The sequence below is a fragment of the Kiloniella litopenaei genome, from assembly GCF_000982415.1.
GTDB classification, from domain to species: Bacteria; Pseudomonadota; Alphaproteobacteria; order Kiloniellales; family Kiloniellaceae; genus Kiloniella; species Kiloniella litopenaei.
This window is the reverse complement of record NZ_LANI01000018.1, coordinates 1-17,043: the sequence shown is the minus strand read 5'-3', so window position 1 is coordinate 17,043 and position 17,043 is coordinate 1. Positions and strand designations below refer to the sequence as shown.

Genomic DNA, 17,043 nt, shown 5'->3' with positions numbered 1-17,043 from the left:
ATTGGCAGTTTCATACCAATCGTCAAGGTCAAATAATATTGGCACGAAATTCGCATAAGGTACTAAGAACATCGCGTTGGTTCTTTCATTAACACCAAAAACCAACCAAACAATGGGTAGAAGAATGAGCTTAGTACAACATATAACCATTTTATACAGAGCAACAGTCCTCTTGGGCACATTGCTGGTATCATTTGCTGTTCAAGTATCAGACGCCTCTGCTCAATCACGAATTAAAGATATCGCCAATTTTGAAGGCATTCGAGATAACCTTTTAGTTGGTTATGGATTGGTTGTTGGCCTAAACGGCACGGGTGATGACATTGACGATGCCGTCTTTACACGTGAAAGCCTTATCGGCGTGTTACAGCGTTTGGGCGTCAATGCCCGGGATAACGATCTTGATACCGATAATGTTGCCGCGGTCATGATCACCGCCAATCTCCCCCCTTTCGCACGCCAAGGCACGCGGATAGATATGACTGTCTCAGCCATTGGAACAGCAGAGAGCTTACAAGGGGGTACGCTACTTGTAACTCCGCTGATGGGTGCCGACGGGGAAGTTTACGCAGTTGGCCAAGGGCCGATCGCCATTAACGGCTTTAGCGCTGGCGGTAATGCGGAAACCATTACCCGAGGAGTTCCGACAGTAGGGCGAATTTCAAACGGCGCAATTGTTGAGCGAGAAATTGATTTCGACCTGAAAGAGCTTCAGAGTGTAAAAATTGCCCTTAAAAACCCTGACCTTACAACAGCTAGACGTATCGCACAGGCAATAAATACACAACTTGGCGGCAACTCTGCTATCAGCACAGACCCCTCTACCGTTCAGCTGGATGTTCCTGAACGCTACAGAGGCAACACCGTTGCCATGTTGACAGACATCGAACAATTGCCAGTACGCGTCGATACCCCTGCGAAAGTAGTGATCGATGAAAAATCAGGCGTCATTGTTATCGGTAATGATGTTCGTATCAGTACGGTCGCCATTGCCCAGGGCAACCTGACCGTTCGCATAACAGAGACACCACAAGTCAGCCAGCCAAATGCCTTTTCCAACACGGGCACAACAGAAGTCGTTGACCGCACAGAAATTGAAATTGATGACGACAGCGACAAACGCCTAGCCCTTCTTCCGTCCGGAGTAACTTTGCAAGAAGTCGTAAATGGCCTGAACGCACTGGGTGTTGGCCCAAGAGACATGATCGCAATTTTACAAAGCATCAAAGCAGCTGGTGCTCTTCAAGCTGATATTGAGTTGTTATAATGCTAATTGATACACAGACATACGCAGATAACGTCATCAACGAAACGATTGTTGGTAAAGCCCAATCCCTTGCCAGCATGAAACCGAAAAGCGAAGCCGAAGCGATGGCAACCGCCAAAGACTTTGAAGCCGTTTTTCTAACCCAAATGTTAACACCCATTTTTGAGAACCTGCCAACCGATGGTCCCATGGGTGGTGGTTCTGGAGAGAAAATTTTTCGTTCTCTCATGGTTCAAGAGTACGGAAAATCTCTTGCCGAATCAGGTGGTATCGGAATTTCCGATGCTGTCTATCGCGAAATCATGAAGCTGCAGGAGGTTTAAATGACTACAGCAACACAAAACACACCGGAAACAACTGTTCACAGTGTCATTGCAACAGTTAAAGGCCTTGTTTCAGTCATGAGCCGGGAAATTGAGCTCCTTCGTGCAATGAAGATCAAGGAAATGAGCCAACTACAAGAACAGAAACTCGTTCTTGTGAATGCATATGAACAGGGCTCTTCCCAACTTAAGAAAGACCCATCTTTCATGCAGCATCTCGACCCTCTCCTGAAAGAAGAACTGCGGGATGTTATTCAGCTGCTCAACACAACTGTTAGCGAGAATGAAACTGCACTTCTAGCGGCAAAAACAAGCAATGAGCGCCTGATGCAAGCTGTTGTAGAAGCCGTTCAAGAGCAAAAAGTCAAAAGCAGTACAAGTTATTCGCAAGCAGGTGTCCTTGCCGCGCAAAAGGCACAATCAACACAAACAACAGCACCTATGCACTTAAATCAGTGCCTCTAATTTTTGAATTGTTGATTAAATAAGAAATAAGATTTGAGGACATTATGTCGCTAACCATCGCAATGAACAACGCGCTCACAGGATTAAAGGTAAACCAGAATGCTCTGGCGGTTACCTCATCAAACCTGGCAAACATCAATAACGCGAATTATTCCCGTAAGGTTCTTTTACAGGAAACACAGGTTATTGCTGGCGTTGGCGCTGGTGTAACAGCTGATACGATCAGACGTAATGTAAACACCCTGATTCAGAGGGATTTCAGAGAAGAAACAACGACGCTTGCCTCTATACAGACAGAAAGCAACTATCTGAACCGCATTCAACAGATGTTTGGATCAGTTGCAAATAAAAATTCTGTTGGTGATCTTATTGATAAATTCAATGCATCTCTGGAAACCCTGGGAAGCAGTCCCGAAATTTCAGCAAATTACTTTACGTCAGTAAACAATGGTACGATTTTAGCCCAGCGTATTCGCGATATGGCTGATACTGTTCAAGCTGAACGCATGCGTGCTGATGCAGAAATTAAGCAAGCCGTAGATGATATTGAACAACAACTGGTTATTATCGCTGAAATCAACGGCACAATTCCCGGTCAGACTGCATTAGGGCTACCAACAGGAGATCTGGAAGACAAACGAGATCAAGCTATTGATAAGCTCGCCGAATATATGGATATCCAATATTTTGTTACGGACAAAAATCAAGTCAATGTCTTAACAAAAACGGGACACACGCTGATTAGCGGCAGCTTTCAAGCTGATCTTTCTTTCCGACAGACTACACTTATTACCGCCGATGAAAGTTACCCCGCTGTTTTGGATGGCATTCACTTAAATGCAGGGACAACTCCCTCTGCAGCAAACGACATAACATCAAGCATTACGAGTGGAAAGCTCGGCGCGCTATTCAAAGCACGTGATACAATCCTACCATCCATGACAAATCAGCTCGACCAAATGTCAGCTGCTTTGCGTGATCAAGTAAATCGCGCCCACAATAGAGGGGCCAATACACCCATGGGATTGGGGACGGGTGCACTTGACCCAGCCACGATGCTTGGTTCAAGATCTTTCCCAAACACAGCCCAAGCGATGACCATTGGTAGTGATGTTAACATGGTATTGCTAGATTCAACCGGCGCCATGGTCGGTGGCATGGGCACGATTACAGCGGGCGCGACAACGCCGGCTGCTGTCCAGACCGCTATCAATACCTTTCTTGGTGCTAACGGTACCGCAGGTTTTGATGCCGATGGCCGATTGGAAATCAAATTAAATAGCAACGTACGTCTGGCTTTCAAAGATACTGGTGCGGCAACAAATGCCGGGGATTCGGTTATTCAGTACGATGCAGATGGCGATACTGTAAACGAAAACTACAACGGCTTTTCAAATTTCTTTGGTTTAAATGATTTCTTTGTAACGCCACAGCTTTCAACAACAGTACCAGCCGTTGCAGGTCAAGGTAGTCAAACCGGAATTTCCTCCGGTCTTGTCGTACGACAAGACATGATTGACACACCCTCAAATATTTCACGAGGGAGCCTAAGTGGCACGCCCCCTAACTATGCGTTAGGACCAGGCAATAATGATGTTGCTCTTCAGCTAGCCAGTGTTTTTGAACAGAACTACACGTTTAATGGCGTGTCCAATGGACCTGATGTAACCTCAACAACAATAAGTGGTTATGCTGGGGTCATGCTATCCTATAGCGCCACCGTCGCACAATCAGCAGAAAACTCTCTCTCATTTCAAAGCTCCCTTGCCGGGGACTTACAAATAAAAATGCAAAATGAATCCGGTGTAAATATGGACGAAGAACTTGCCAACATGGTGGTTTTTCAAAACGCCTATAACGCCGCTGCACGTGTAATACAGATTACAGGCGAGATGCTTGATACCGTTATAGAGCTCGCCTAAGGAGAAAAATAGATGATTCGCGTTTCCAGTTATGCTCAAAATCAACTATTGCACACAAACATGGCCTCTACACAGGCCAAAGTTTCCGATAGAACCGTTCAGATCGCCAGCGGTAAAATCACGCAGGAATACACAAATATTTCAGCGCAGGCCCTAGAGCTTGTCAGCTTACAACGCGACAATGTCCGTACGACACAATTTGAACGTAACATCCAGACCACGAAAACAAGGCTGGAGATTATGGACAGCAACATGGCAACCATGTCTGCGCGAATTACAAATCTGCTCAGTGACGTACTTAACGGCCTGAACAGTTCAAACATTCAGGAAATTCCACTGGATCAGTTCGCCGTCAGCTTTCGACAGGAAATCACCGCTTTGATGAATGCTCAACACGAAGGGCGGTATCTTTTTTCTGGAAGTCTGACCGACACCCCACCTGTTGACGTTTCCGACCCGGCCTATACGCCGCAAGCAGGCTTACCAGGTACTTTTACTGCGGACTTTGATTACTATGATGGCGATAATGTCAAACTCAGCAACAGAATTGATCAGGATGCTACACTAACCTATGGCATTACAGCTGATGATCCGACATTTGAGAAAATCCTCAGAAGCCTCGCCTATGTTGAGTACGCGGGAAACAATAATGATACCACTGTCTTACAGGAAGCCTACGACTTGCTCCAAACTTCGCTTGATGGCGTTGCTGCCTTCCGAAGCCAAATAGGCGCACAGTTGACCGTTTTGGAAGGCGCCAATAAAAATCACGCCGATTTTAAGACCTACGTCCAAAATACAATTTCCGGTATTGAAGATGTGGATGTTGCCGAAGCAACCAGTAAACTCGCCTTTGATCAGGTACAGCTTCAGGCTTCCTATATCAGCTTAACGCGAATAAACGAAACAACCCTATTAAATTACCTTAGATAAGCCTTTGTGATTTCACGCTTACTATTCGTTAATCATGGTTGCCTATTGTGACTAGAGAGGCCATTATGTTGGACTTGGAAACAAATTATACAGATCAAAATTTCGCCGGGATCACAATGCCGAAGGCAGAAGAAGTGTCAAATAACGTAATTACGCTGAAAACCCGTTTCGGGGTGATGGAAATCGATCGTGACAAAACCATCAAGCTACCCCAAGGTATTGTAGGATTCTCCGAGTATAAAGAATACGGTCTATCTGTGCCTTCACATGCTCTATTGGACGGATACATGCTTTTGCAATCAGTTGACGAAGCTGATCTCACCTTCATTCTGAAACCTTATGATCTGAGCAGTGGAGAGATTGAAGATAAAGATCTCGCGGGAGCAATGAATCAATATGCGATTGCACCAGAAAACTTGGCTATAATGCTAGTTACAACTCTCCGCCAAACCCCGGATTCTATTCAAAAAACTGTTAACCTAAGAGCCCCCGTTTTTATAGACACAGAGAAAAAACAGGCTTGGCAGCATATTTTAAATTCAGAAAAATATAACGTGCGCCATCCGGTACACTAATTTCAATTAGGATCAGTCAACTAAGAACAAAGTGATTTAGGTTTAGGGGGGGTGAAAGGAATTATTTTAGCAGGTGGAACTGGTAGTCACCTTTACCCTATTACGCGCGTTGTCAGTAAACAGTTATGACAAACCAATGATATACTTTCCCCTGACAACCCTGATGCTATCCGGTATCAGAGATATGCAAATCATGACAACAAAAGAATACCTCCATGCTTTTCAAGCATTATTAGGGAATGGTCTTACACGGTTATTATAAACCGACAAACAACCCAGATCAGGAGCAACGTTTTTACCTATCGAGAGAACGATCCCGAAAATTACAGTGTTATCTCCCTTGCTGAAAAAAGACTGGGTACCGAAATAGAAAAGAAACCAAATAAACCCAAAAACGAACTATGCTCTCATTGGTCTTTATTACGACGACAATCAAGTCGTTAAAGTTGCTCGAGATGACAAACTAGGCCTCAACAATGAGAAACATATCACCGATATAAACAAATGGTATGGTCAACTGCAGGTCAAACAACTAAGGTCGCGGCATGCTTGGCTAGATCCAGGTACGGTAGGCTCCCCTCATAACGCCTCTGCTTTTGTGAGGTCCGTTGAAAACCGACAGGAGATAAAAATAGCCTACCACGAAGAAATCACCTGGCGAATGGGCTATATGACATCCCAAGATTTGGCTAAACACGCAGACAATCTGATGGCAAGTGGATACACAAATTATCTTTGGAAAGCTCTTAATGAAACCAAAGAAAACAAATTGAAGCTCATTCTGCCTCTATCCAATATTTAAGCTTTAACAATAGAGTTAGACAAAAATCTTATCTTAGTTTTAAGAGTTATTCGGGCATGCTGTTGTAGCTAGTAACAACCATCAGGAACTTGAAATGGAAAAGCTGATCATTTTCGGAAATGGGCAAGTAGCCGAGCTTGTCTATTACATGTTTGAACACGACAGTGATTACCAACCCGTCGCCTTTACAGTCGATGCAGATTACATCACCGAAGCGGAAATCTTTGGCTTACCTGTTATTCCCTTTGAAGAGATAGAGAACAAGTACTCAACAACAGACCATAGCATGTTTGTTGCTGTTAGCTTTACAGGTGTGAACAAATTACGAGCAGAAAAAGTAAAGTCCTGTAAAGCCAAGGGATATCAACTCGCAAGCTATCTATCTAGTCGAGCGACGACCTTTCCCGACATTCAATACGGTGAAAACTGCCTTATCCTAGAAGACAATACTATTCAGCCCTTCGTCACAATCGGGGACAATGTGTATCTCTGGAGTGGTAATCATATTGGCCACCACTCCACTATCGAAGATAACTGCTTTATTGCCTCGCACGTTGTGATCTCTGGCTCAGTCCACGTAGGCGCCTATACCTTCATCGGCGTGAATGCCACGCTTCGGGACAATATCAACATAGGCCAAGCCAACGTCATTGGTGCTGGTTGCATAATTTTGAAAGATACAGAAGACGAGAATGTTTTTGTCGCCAATGCAGCCGACCTTGCCAGAATTCCAAGCTCTAAATTAAGACGCATATAAACCGATGACCTCAGTGGCAATTATGCAGCCCTACTTCTTTCCCTATGCCGGCTACTATCGCCTGGCAGCCGCCGCTGATATTTTTGTCCTTCTGGATTGCGTTCAATTTCCAAGAAGAGGATGGGTTCACAGGAACAAATTTACTAAGCAGGATGGGACACAAGGCTGGTTCACCCTGCCCCTCACCAAATCTGATTATCATAGCCTAATACTGTCTCAACAGTTTGCTAATGATGCCGACGAAATCATAAAGCAGCAGATCAACTCTTATCCTCATATCTTTCAAAATCTAGCGAATTTTGAAGAGTTGTCATCTTTCATATGCAACACCCAAGGGTCAGTCGTTGATTACCTAGAGGATACCATCGACTACACTTTGAAGGCCCTTGATTATCGACCTCAGTTAATTCGATCTTCTTCTTTGAAGATTCCAACTGAACTTAGAGGACAACAAAGGATCGAAGAAATCTGTCGCCAACTTGAAGCTCGCTGCTATATAAATCTTGAGGGCGGCGTGAATTATTATAAGCCTGATGGCTTTGAGCAGCGCGGCATTGAACTAAAAGTACTTGCCCCCTATCAAGGAGAGAGGAAAAGCCTTCTCGAACGCCTCTTAACCGAAACAGCTATCAACATAAGAAAAGAGATCCAAGGCCAATTACAATTTTATAAAACAGACAACAATTCATTTTTCCTTAGCTAATTATATTTGCCATGAGACATTTAAACTTCGAACTAAAGAAATTACTCCCTGCTCCGCAAATCGATCGGAGCTACGCACAGTCTCCTTGCGCATTAGAACTAGACAATGAAATACATCTGTTTTTCTCTAACCGAACTGAGGAGAATAAATCTTACATCTGCTATCAAAAGCTAGATAAGAATTTCAATATCATTCACAAAGATGACGATTTCTACCACCCTAATCGCGTGGGTTTTTTTGACACCGACGGTGCCATTCCTTCTCAAATTCTAGAGATAGATAACAGCTGGCATCTCCTTTATAGCGGTTGGAACATGCTGAACGGCACACCTGCCTATTTAAATGCTTCCGGTTACCTGACCCTAGAGCTGGTTGATGGGCTCTTTCAGGTCGAGGAAATCCCCATAGGCCCTTTTTTAACACGTGATAGGGTAAATCCATCAAGCGCGGTCACCCCATTTGTCGTGCAAGAAAGTGAAGGATTGAGAACCTATTACATTTCGACAGAACGTTGGGAAAAAATTGCCGACAGATATGAACCAGAGTATTACGTAAAATCTGCCTTTGGACCAAGCCTCGACAATCTAGAATGTAGTTACGAGAGAACAATTCCCCCGATCTACCCTTCAGAAGTTTTTTCCAGGCCCATAGCTTTTTCTTTTAACGGTGAGAGCTTCTTAAGTTTCTGTTCCAGAGGTATGACTGATTTTCGAGATGGCTCAAACAGTTATACTGTTGGTTTTGCAAGAAAAGTTGATGAGGGGTGGGAGCGCACATTAGATAAAATAGAGATCGACCACCCAGCATTTACCTATCAGACAAGTTACCCTTATCCCCTATACATTGGCGATGATCTCTATCTTCTTATAAACGGAAATGGTTTTGGGAAGAGTGGTATAGGGATAATACATGTATCCCCACAAAGTACTGACTAGTTACAAGTTATATAGATGGACGAACAGAGCTCAGGAATTTCATCACTTAACGCATAAGCAGCATCAAGATAAGCTCTATCTATTATCCCTTCTTGCAATGCCTTATCGTATTGAGAATTAGAAAAGATCTTTGGCATAATTCCACCAGCCTTAATGACTTTTAGCCCCGCCCTACTAGCCAGATCTTTTAATAATTCCAGATTATATGTCCTGTGATGGCCAATTGCTTCTTCAAACTCAGTAACGGCCAGGGGCTCAGACATGAACCCCATATTTACTGCGATCTGCCGAGAAAGAGAGGTTCCATTGGGGACAACGATATGAAGTCTCGTATCTGAAGATTTATGAGTCTGAATGTGACGAAGCAGCCCCAGATCATCCTCGACATGCTCTAAACTATGAAGAGAGAGCAGGTCCGAAAACTGATTGTAGTTTTGGTATTTGGAAAAATCAGACTGAACTACGGACACGTTTTGTAGCCCCATGCCCTTAATGATATCGCAGTATTTCTCTTCAATATCAATGGCCGTAACACTGGAAAATTCTTTAGACAGCTTCCGCGTCATCTCTCCCTTATAACAGCCTAACTCGGCACATTCTTTACCCAAGAATAACGGCCTAAGTGTCTTCAAAACATAGTCATGCATAAGGTAATCAAAATCTGTCGCGTATTTTGAATTACCCCAGGCTTTGTTTTCCTGTGTTAGTTCACGATCAATCATCCTGCCCCGCTAAATAACATCGCCGTTCTTTAAGGTTATACCATTCATCGTGAGAGGCCGGAATATCGCTGTAATAACTACACAACTGCTTGATATTATCAGAAACCTTTTCAAGGCCATAAGCCTGTAGTGCTTTAGAATAGTCAAAACCGGGCTTGATGAACGATCTCGCAAATATCGGTGTAAAAATTATCCGATCATCTCCTATGATCTTTCTTTTCCCAGCTCGATGCCAAATACGTGAATCAAAAAATATGATCGAGCCAGCAGGACAGGTTAATGATACGGCCTTTTCACTAAAGCTCTCTTCACTGGGTTTATCCTTAACTTTGTCAGACCCCAGTAAAAACTCGGTTGGACCGTTAGTATCCGTAAAATCATCAATAATTAGGATCGTATTTAACATCAGACGATCTTGAGTATAGAAGCGAACATCCCGATGAATGTTAGAGGCATAGTTTGCATCACCTCTGTTGTTTTGCCCACCAATGGAGTTCAGGACAAATTTACTTCCTCCAAAGAAGGTCTCAACAATTGCCATATAGTCTGGGTTATCAAGGACCTCTTGAAAGATTTCATGCATGAACAGTACGTGGTGAACCGTATCTGTTTGCTGAGCATCCAGCTCATACTTCTTTTGCAACTTGGCGCAATACTCACGTGAAGCCAAAAAGCCTTCTCTTAACTTCGATACCTGTTCATTTGACAACAGTTTCTCAGCAACAAAAACACCGTCTTTATCAAAAGCGGCTTTAGCATTTTCAATTATTTTTTCCACAGCAGTAACTTCGTCTTGAAATAGGGATTAAGCTCACATTCGTAACCATCGATACCGTTGGCTTTTAAGGATTTCATCACCCCAGGATAGGTATCACCATAGTCATCTATCACCAACACCCCACCTTTAACCAAGTGTTCATTGGCAAAGGCGATTGCGATTTCCGTTGTTTCAAAAGTCGCGATATCCACAAAGATACATACAGCGAAACCATTATAATTTTGGGAGAATTCAGGAAGAGTCTCCCGTATGTCTCCCTTAATGAGTTCTAATTTTGTATTTGAATTATTTATAGAACAATGTGCCGCAAAAAGAGCTTCGATCTCCTCTTGCCAACTTTCAGGCTGGGTATACTTATCAATTTCACTTTGGGCGATTGGAAGGTCGCTGGTTTCCACATATCCTTCAAAAGTATCAAACCCGTATATAGTTCTGCACGAGTTAAAGGGCTCGTGAATGGCCCGTAGATTTTCAAACATCACAAGTGATTGGCCTAACCAAACACCCAGTTCTATGATATCCCCTGGCACATCTTTTATCCGCCCATAGACATCATGGAGAAAGAGCAACTTTGCAATCAAACCCGATCGAGTCACCATAAAAGGGTTATCAAGCAACTGCCCATCTAAGCGTTCAATCGCTCGTTCAAACTGAGGCACGGCGGCATACTTCTCTACGGCTCGTGCCCCTTCCTCACTAGGAGAAAATGTTTTTTTCTGCATCCGTTAACTCTCGTTTTTCAATTCCATCAATATGCGAGCTTGTAAACTTCCGCTTCTTCCATTCATCACAACTGAGATCCTCAAAGCGAAAACTAAGGGCCATGCGCAGCCTTTGCGTACCTTCAGAAGAATGGGCCGTCAGGCTGTCAAAAAAGACAGCATCTCCGACAGGTACCCCTCTTTGCACAGTCTCGTACTTCTGAATTTCATCAGGATCAATTTCATAGACAGCCTCTATTTCAGACGTCTTGATAAGACCAGCTTTATGACTGCCAAGCTTAAATTTTAAAGCACCAGAATTTTCCGCTCCGCCCAAGGGAACCCATACAACCAAGGTCCTTTTCGAAGAGCGTAAAGCAGGCCAATCTTGATGCCAGGGGGCAGCCAGTGATTTATCACTTAATTGGAACCTATCCCCCGTCAAATGCAACACTGGGTTTCCTCGCTGGGAGATATGAGAAGAATTCAACAGTTTACGAGCCATTTCAACGACCCCAGAACATGTAGCAATCTGCCTAACCCACACTGAGGACTTTATCGCTCTAAGCAAGGCGAAGTATTCATCAGCGGGTACTGATTGAAGTAACTCAAGCAAACTGTACTCAGCAGCAGAAAAGAGATCATCTTGCCCTCCCCTCACAGTTTTCTCTTCCTGCGAAAGGGTAATAATTTCTTCAAGTAAGCCGTTAATCAAATCATTCGGGATTATTTTCTTGGCGAAAAAGACCCCTTCATCATTAAAAGAACCAAGCATAGATAACCCTTGTTTATGAAAGCCAACTTACCTTTACCAAGCAAAATCAATGCCATACATGATGTTGATCAATAATGGCACGATTTGTAATCACCTAATAATGCTCTCCAAACAGCTATTTTTTGAACTGATCCAATTTTCTAATTGGCTTTATTCAATAACAATATGGTCTTTTTCTTCCCCAGAAATATAAACATCCCACATTTTCTGGTAAGCTGTCTCCAAAGCAGCACACAATCTTGGGCCACTGCCTGCAATTTCACGCAAAAAGGTATCTCGTAATTTCAGGCGAATGTCTTCCAGTTGGGACATATTTTTCGCTGCATTAATAGCAATTTTGACATATTCATCTGTTGAATGGGCAACGAACTCCGGGTGACCAAAGTATTCCAAGTAAGTAGCGCCAACAATCGCATGAACAGCTCCGGTTCCTCGTAATGTAATATAGCTACGTCCCATAAACAGCGCATCAAATGACGTAGTTGCGCCAGTATAAGGGAAAGAATCCAACCCTATATCAATCTCATTGATCTCTTCTAAAAAGTCTTCGTAACTGCTACGCCCTCGAAAATCTATACGATCAGCAGAAATTCCCTGAGCTTTCATACGCCCAATAATTTTGTCTTTAAATTCATCTCCTGCAGTTCCAGAGCTTTTAATAATAAGCCTAGAGTTTGGTACGCCAGAAATCACATCCACCCAGGTATCAATACAAGCATCTGATATTTTACTTGGACGGTTAAAACTTCCAAATGTTACGTAACCGTTCTTTTTATAAGGCAAAGGTTTAGATTGTACATTTCGGCCAGCATCTCGAATATTATAACTGGTGCAGCCGGGCGTATGGACCAGTTTTTCAGAAAAATATTTTGCTGATTCTATTGGAGTATGTATTGGCTGAGTTATAAAATAATCAATCGTTTCCAAACCTGTTGTTGCTGGATAACCAATATATGTTGCTTGAACTGGTGCAGGTTTATAAGTTAGGGCTCTCAAACGGTTCCCCCCAGTATGTCCTGACAAATCAACAAGAATATGAATCTGATCATCAACAATTTGCTTACATAATTCCTCGTCGGACAAGTTAAAGACATCTCTTTTTTTGTCGCAAATCGTGTCTATTTTTGCATTAACTTTTTGGGATAACTCATCTTCTCTAGGCTTTTGAGAGTAAAGAAAAATATCAAATTTGTCTCGGTCATGATGCTCTGCAATTGGTAACCAATAGTAAGCGGCAACGTGATCACCAAAATCCCCGGAAATATAACCGATACGAAGCTTCTTCACCTCGGCAGGATTAAACTTATATTCTTTAACTCTCTCATCAACCGGTATGGCATGTTTATCCTGCCACACGCGTGCTTCTCTCAAATGATCTTCAGGGCTGCTATCTTTTTCATGCAAAATTGTGAATAGCAGATTACTATGGAAATCCTCTCTTTTGGGAGTGAGCTCTAAAGCAATGCCATAACACTCTTTAGCCTTCTTGATATCTCCTTGATAGTTATAACCAAAACCCAAGTTATTAAAGGCCAAGTAATATTCCGGATTAATCCGCAAACATTCCATATAATATTCTCTGGCTTGATCAATTTCTCCAATTCCCTGAAATGAGTTTCCACAGTTATATAATACCTCTGGATCATTTGGGTCTTTCTCAATTGCCTTTTTTAAGATGTCTATTGCTAAACCATGAATATTCAAACGCCCAAGACAGGTTCCGTACATCTTTAGGACAGGCAGATAGTCTGGATTTATTTCATGCCCTTTGGCTGCGAACTTCAAAGCTGAGTGCAGTTTGGAATTGTTATAGGAAACCAAAGACAACAAATAATAGTCTTTTTCAGCTTTGTAAGATTTATCAATATCTTTTCCAAGAAATGCTACGGCCTCTGCCTCACGATCAAGACCGATCAAACAACTCGCGTAACCTGTCCTTACATCGCTATCAAAAGGATGTTCAAAAAGAAGGCTCTCATAATAATCAAGCCCATCAGAATAATGTCCCAACTTCGAACAACATTTACCCGCGCTAATGATAAGCTCTTTACTTTTCGGCTTTAATTTTAACGCAGCAGAATAAGCGCCCAGAGCGCTCTCATACTCTCCCAGGTTAAAAATAGAGTTCCCTAACTGTTCTTGTCCCTCAAAAAAGTCCTGCTTAAGCTGCACACAGGCGGAAAAACACTCAACAGCCAAAACATCTAGTTTGTGCTGTTGAAAGAAAACACCAAAGTTATAATAATCTGTGTATCTTATAGAAGGTAGCTTGAATAACGCATCTAGCTGTGAACGGAATGACACTTCATCGCCCTGAAGAAGGGAATCAACAGATTTTACAAACAAAAATACAGGATGCTTATGCTTTTTCTTTAAATTTTTTGCAGCAATTTCAGATGCATTATCAAATTGTCTGTTCATAAGATACTGCAAAGTATCTTCTGCAGCTTTCTCAACCTTGTAGTTGAATTTCTTGCCCTGCTTCACCTGGTCCCCACGCTTTAAATTTTGATAAATACGTCATAAAAAAACTAGCTTAAAATTTTACATCGCACTTGTATAGTGGGCATAAAAATATATCCCCTCAAGACAAATGCCTCATTAGAGGATTGTGTGAACAACTTTCTAATTTCTAGTATTTACACGTTTAACGACGCGCTCGATGGAGGACTATTTTTATCATTTGAAGGTGAAACATCATTAGGCTTTCCCCCAATACCTCTCGCAGGTTGGCTGCCTTCACCAACTTGTTCGGCCACAGCCGCCCATGTTTCCTTCATATTCTTTAAACTGATCAAAACATCTTCAAAAATAGGTTCCGGGTTTCGTGAGTTAGCCTGCATCATTCTCATAAACAAGCTATCATAAAACTCGTGAAGCATCGGGGAAACGTCCCCCCCATTTTCAAAATCCAGTTGCCCCTGCAAGCCAAGTATGATTTTAGATGCTTTGTCAATCGCTATAAACCTTGCCTCATAGTCTTGAGCATCATGTGCCCGTTTGGCTTCGCTAATCAAACGAATAGCACCTTCGTACAACATAACAATTGCTTTTAGCGGGCCTACATTTTTGGAAGCTTGAGAGTATGCATTTGCACCATAGGGATTAGAATACATAGATCATCCCTCTTTAATTTTTACTAGCATTTGCTTGTGCTTCAAGCTGTTTTCTCATTGCATCAGCTTGCGCCAATACCTGTTCTAAACGGGAATACTTCTCTATTAAGAAATTACGCGTCAGTTCTAACCGCGCATCAAGGGCAACAATTTTTTCATTCAATTCTTTGTTTGCATCAGCGAGTTCAAGCAGCCTTGTCGAAAGCTGTCCTGATCCCGGCTTGACGAAATCGTCAATTGAGTGGAAGAAATTTTCAGCGATACCATAAGATGTCTTCACCTCAATTGTTTGGGCCCCACTTCCCGGCGTACCGACAAAAACCATTGTCATTCCCTCAAAAGCAGTACCAACTTGTCCTTTGAGTGTATTACCTGAAATATCAAATACATTGCCATATCCCGTTACAGATGCACCAGTGATATTTCCACTACCGTCAATGCCATCAATGACTAAAGAAAAATCATCAACATTGATTGCTTGTGTACGAGAAATAATCGCAAGACGCGTATCATCTGGCTCAAAAGTAAATTCAAATACACTCCGCACACCATCAAGATTGGTCACCAAAGCATCATCTAGTTTGTTACTATCAATCACCAGCTTATTATCATCGTCAAGCTCAATGCCCAATAATGCGAGAGTATTGATCTGACTACTATCTACACCTTCAGCGCCGGTACTAACAATTCCACTCAATGCGCGTTCAACACGCCTTAAGATATCATCACCGTATAAAGCAGGCTTTGTCCCCGAACTGGAAGAAGGATCAAAATCCCGCTGTTGCTTAACCAGATCCCTCAAAGAGTTATAGGTATCAACAAACCCGCTAATAGCAGTTTTAATACCGCCTAAATTATTATTGATCTCTACTTTAATTTGGTTACCGACTTCAGCTTTATATAGCTGAACTGTAACGCCATCTATCACATCCGTAATATTATTTGTGTCACGCTCAATAACTGTAGCAATACCATCCACTTTGATTTGAGCTTTGTTGGCTGCCTGGAGCTCTGTGAGGACAGCGCCATCACCATAGGTACTTAAAAAATTACCCGCGCCAGAAAGTGTAATGGCCTTGCCAGTTTCTTCTGCCGTCAGAACCAAACGAAAATCATTGTCACCAACCTTGATGACCGACGCCCTTACACCAGTATCATTTGAAACACCATTGATCGCCCCCGCAATATCGTTTAACGACATATCAGCAGTAATAGAAATATCTTTTGTTGTGCCCCCTGATACACCTAATGTTATTGTATCTGTTACCCCTTGGGCCGCGGTAGCATCTGCAACAGTACCAGAAGAAATCTTATTTGCAGTTGCAATTTGCAAAACCTCTATCTCGTATACACCAGCCGCAGCAGAGTTTGAAGATGTAACACCCAGAATATCCGTTGCAGGCGTTGCTGTAGAAGAGGTTAGAAAGCCTGCTTTGGCTTCAAAAACATTGTTATCCCGTCCAGTTAAACCAGGTGGATTACGTAACCCGTTCAATGAATTTCGCAGGGATGTTAAAAGTGTATTAAGCTCACCATAAGCTTCCGTACGAATTTCATTATTGCTAATCGTACTTTCCATCCTGACAGCAGGAAGGCGTTTAGCCAATATTGATGCTTCGACAATAGCGTTGGTATCAAACCCAGAATACTGCCCAGTAATTCGTGGGGATCCATTAACGTATGTTAAAGTGCCAGCTTCCATGTCTCGCTCCAAATAAAAAACATAGCATCACTAATGCAAGATGCATTCCAGTTATGCTTCTGTATCCAGATTAACATTAGTTGAGGACGGCAAACTAGACTGTTTAGGGTAGTTACCCAACATCGTCTTACTTGGGAATTCAGAAATCACAGCGTTATTTTTCTCATCAATTAAACGTACGACTAAACGACCGGATTCACTATCACGGTAAGTCACAATATTTGATGATAACTGGGACGCAGCAGTATCAATTGCACCATTTGAAACGGCCTTGGCCTCCACTGGAGCACTAGGTGATTCTGCTATTTTCGTCTCAATGCTCTTCCGAACATTAACAACAGCTTGAGTTGCATTCGCACCGATTGAACTTGATTTCGATACACCAGAACCAGAAGCTGAAATTTTTGGAGCAAGTTGAGCAGGTTGCCCTGAAATAGTTACTTCAGACATCAGACCTCCTCCTCTTTCCTAAATTAAAATATATCATCTTAAAGAAGCTGTGGGTACCCAAGAACCCACAGCCTTCACCTATTATACGAGTTTACTGAAGAACTCTCAATAGTGTTT

17 protein-coding genes and 1 pseudogene are annotated in these 17,043 nt (G+C 42.6%); 10 read left to right on the top strand and 8 right to left on the bottom strand.

Annotated elements, in window-relative coordinates; genetic code table 11:
• Window positions 1-124 precede the first annotated feature (124 nt).
• The 10 genes and pseudogenes from WH95_RS11870 to WH95_RS11830 all read left to right on the top strand — a co-directional run bounded on the left by WH95_RS11870 (window position 125) and on the right by WH95_RS11830 (window position 8,682).
• On the top strand, window positions 125-1,267 hold the full coding sequence (locus WH95_RS11870) for a flagellar basal body P-ring protein FlgI (RefSeq protein WP_046507412.1): 1,143 nt from the start codon (window positions 125-127) through the stop codon (window positions 1,265-1,267).
• A complete protein-coding gene (locus WH95_RS11865) occupies window positions 1,267-1,590 on the top strand; it encodes a rod-binding protein (protein WP_046507409.1) in 324 nt (107 codons plus the stop codon). Before WH95_RS11870 ends, WH95_RS11865 begins: the two co-directional genes overlap by 1 nt.
• Window positions 1,591-2,055 carry a hypothetical protein gene (locus tag WH95_RS11860; RefSeq protein WP_046507406.1) on the top strand — a complete coding sequence of 155 codons (465 nt, stop codon included), beginning with the start codon at window positions 1,591-1,593 and terminating at the stop codon, window positions 2,053-2,055. It begins immediately after the preceding gene.
• A gap of 44 nt (window positions 2,056-2,099) precedes the next feature.
• Window positions 2,100-3,977, top strand: a complete 1,878-nt coding sequence (flgK, locus tag WH95_RS11855; protein WP_046507403.1) for a flagellar hook-associated protein FlgK — start codon at window positions 2,100-2,102, stop codon at window positions 3,975-3,977.
• Between the two features lie 12 nt (window positions 3,978-3,989).
• A complete protein-coding gene (locus tag WH95_RS11850; RefSeq protein WP_046507400.1) occupies window positions 3,990-4,910 on the top strand; it encodes a flagellin in 921 nt (306 codons plus the stop codon).
• A gap of 65 nt (window positions 4,911-4,975) precedes the next feature.
• Window positions 4,976-5,485 (top strand): flagellar assembly protein FliW, encoded by a 510-nt coding sequence (fliW, locus tag WH95_RS11845; protein ID WP_046507398.1) that lies wholly within the window; start codon window positions 4,976-4,978, stop codon window positions 5,483-5,485.
• Between the two features lie 51 nt (window positions 5,486-5,536).
• Window positions 5,537-5,747: pseudogene (locus WH95_RS21175) on the top strand (sugar phosphate nucleotidyltransferase).
• Window positions 5,748-6,381: 634 nt separating this feature from the next.
• A complete protein-coding gene (locus WH95_RS11840) occupies window positions 6,382-7,044 on the top strand; it encodes an acetyltransferase (protein ID WP_046507395.1) in 663 nt (220 codons plus the stop codon).
• 4 nt (window positions 7,045-7,048) lie between these two features.
• Window positions 7,049-7,747, top strand: coding sequence for a WbqC family protein (locus WH95_RS11835; protein ID WP_052741983.1), 699 nt, complete (start codon window positions 7,049-7,051; stop codon window positions 7,745-7,747).
• Between the two features lie 11 nt (window positions 7,748-7,758).
• A complete protein-coding gene (locus WH95_RS11830; RefSeq protein ID WP_046507390.1) occupies window positions 7,759-8,682 on the top strand; it encodes a hypothetical protein in 924 nt (307 codons plus the stop codon).
• Here the strand turns inward: WH95_RS11830 and WH95_RS11825 are convergent.
• The 8 genes from WH95_RS11825 to WH95_RS11790 all read right to left on the bottom strand — a co-directional run bounded on the left by WH95_RS11825 (window position 8,679) and on the right by WH95_RS11790 (window position 16,926).
• Entirely contained in the window at window positions 8,679-9,404 is a 726-nt protein-coding gene (locus WH95_RS11825) for a class I SAM-dependent methyltransferase (protein WP_046507387.1), read from the bottom strand. The genes WH95_RS11830 and WH95_RS11825 overlap by 4 nt on opposite strands.
• Window positions 9,397-10,182 carry a phytanoyl-CoA dioxygenase family protein gene (locus WH95_RS11820; RefSeq protein ID WP_052741982.1) on the bottom strand — a complete coding sequence of 262 codons (786 nt, stop codon included), beginning with the start codon at window positions 10,180-10,182 and terminating at the stop codon, window positions 9,397-9,399. Before WH95_RS11820 ends, WH95_RS11825 begins: the two co-directional genes overlap by 8 nt.
• Entirely contained in the window at window positions 10,170-10,904 is a 735-nt protein-coding gene (locus tag WH95_RS20625) for a class I SAM-dependent methyltransferase (protein ID WP_052741981.1), read from the bottom strand. Before WH95_RS20625 ends, WH95_RS11820 begins: the two co-directional genes overlap by 13 nt.
• On the bottom strand, window positions 10,879-11,658 hold the full coding sequence (locus tag WH95_RS11810) for a phytanoyl-CoA dioxygenase family protein (RefSeq protein WP_046507385.1): 780 nt from the start codon (window positions 11,656-11,658) through the stop codon (window positions 10,879-10,881). Before WH95_RS11810 ends, WH95_RS20625 begins: the two co-directional genes overlap by 26 nt.
• 150 nt (window positions 11,659-11,808) lie before the next feature.
• Window positions 11,809-14,145 (bottom strand): tetratricopeptide repeat protein, encoded by a 2,337-nt coding sequence (locus tag WH95_RS11805; RefSeq protein WP_046507381.1) that lies wholly within the window; start codon window positions 14,143-14,145, stop codon window positions 11,809-11,811.
• A 152-nt stretch (window positions 14,146-14,297) separates the two neighbouring features.
• A complete protein-coding gene (gene fliS, locus WH95_RS11800) occupies window positions 14,298-14,774 on the bottom strand; it encodes a flagellar export chaperone FliS (protein WP_052741980.1) in 477 nt (158 codons plus the stop codon).
• Between the two features lie 13 nt (window positions 14,775-14,787).
• Entirely contained in the window at window positions 14,788-16,476 is a 1,689-nt protein-coding gene (gene fliD / locus WH95_RS11795) for a flagellar filament capping protein FliD (protein ID WP_046507380.1), read from the bottom strand.
• 51 nt (window positions 16,477-16,527) lie between these two features.
• Complete coding sequence (locus tag WH95_RS11790; protein ID WP_046507378.1) at window positions 16,528-16,926, bottom strand: hypothetical protein; 399 nt, start codon at window positions 16,924-16,926, stop codon at window positions 16,528-16,530.
• Window positions 16,927-17,043: the final 117 nt, after the last annotated feature.

Bases quoted from the DNA above. Each gene is read 5' to 3' on its own strand.
- WH95_RS11870 (WP_046507412.1), top strand. From the start codon at position 125: ATGAGCTTAGTACAACATATAACCATTTTATACAGAGCAACAGTCCTC.
- WH95_RS11865 (WP_046507409.1), top strand. From the start codon at position 1,267: ATGCTAATTGATACACAGACATACGCAGATAACGTCATCAACGAAACG.
- WH95_RS11860 (WP_046507406.1), top strand. From the start codon at position 1,591: ATGACTACAGCAACACAAAACACACCGGAAACAACTGTTCACAGTGTC.
- flgK (WP_046507403.1), top strand. From the start codon at position 2,100: ATGTCGCTAACCATCGCAATGAACAACGCGCTCACAGGATTAAAGGTA.
- WH95_RS11850 (WP_046507400.1), top strand. From the start codon at position 3,990: ATGATTCGCGTTTCCAGTTATGCTCAAAATCAACTATTGCACACAAAC.
- fliW (WP_046507398.1), top strand. From the start codon at position 4,976: ATGTTGGACTTGGAAACAAATTATACAGATCAAAATTTCGCCGGGATC.
- WH95_RS11840 (WP_046507395.1), top strand. From the start codon at position 6,382: ATGGAAAAGCTGATCATTTTCGGAAATGGGCAAGTAGCCGAGCTTGTC.
- WH95_RS11835 (WP_052741983.1), top strand. From the start codon at position 7,049: ATGACCTCAGTGGCAATTATGCAGCCCTACTTCTTTCCCTATGCCGGC.
- WH95_RS11830 (WP_046507390.1), top strand. From the start codon at position 7,759: ATGAGACATTTAAACTTCGAACTAAAGAAATTACTCCCTGCTCCGCAA.
- WH95_RS11825 (WP_046507387.1), bottom strand. From the start codon at position 9,404: ATGATTGATCGTGAACTAACACAGGAAAACAAAGCCTGGGGTAATTCA.
- WH95_RS20625 (WP_052741981.1), bottom strand. From the start codon at position 10,904: ATGCAGAAAAAAACATTTTCTCCTAGTGAGGAAGGGGCACGAGCCGTA.
- WH95_RS11810 (WP_046507385.1), bottom strand. From the start codon at position 11,658: ATGCTTGGTTCTTTTAATGATGAAGGGGTCTTTTTCGCCAAGAAAATA.
- fliS (WP_052741980.1), bottom strand. From the start codon at position 14,774: ATGTATTCTAATCCCTATGGTGCAAATGCATACTCTCAAGCTTCCAAA.
- fliD (WP_046507380.1), bottom strand. From the start codon at position 16,476: ATGGAAGCTGGCACTTTAACATACGTTAATGGATCCCCACGAATTACT.
- WH95_RS11790 (WP_046507378.1), bottom strand. From the start codon at position 16,926: ATGTCTGAAGTAACTATTTCAGGGCAACCTGCTCAACTTGCTCCAAAA.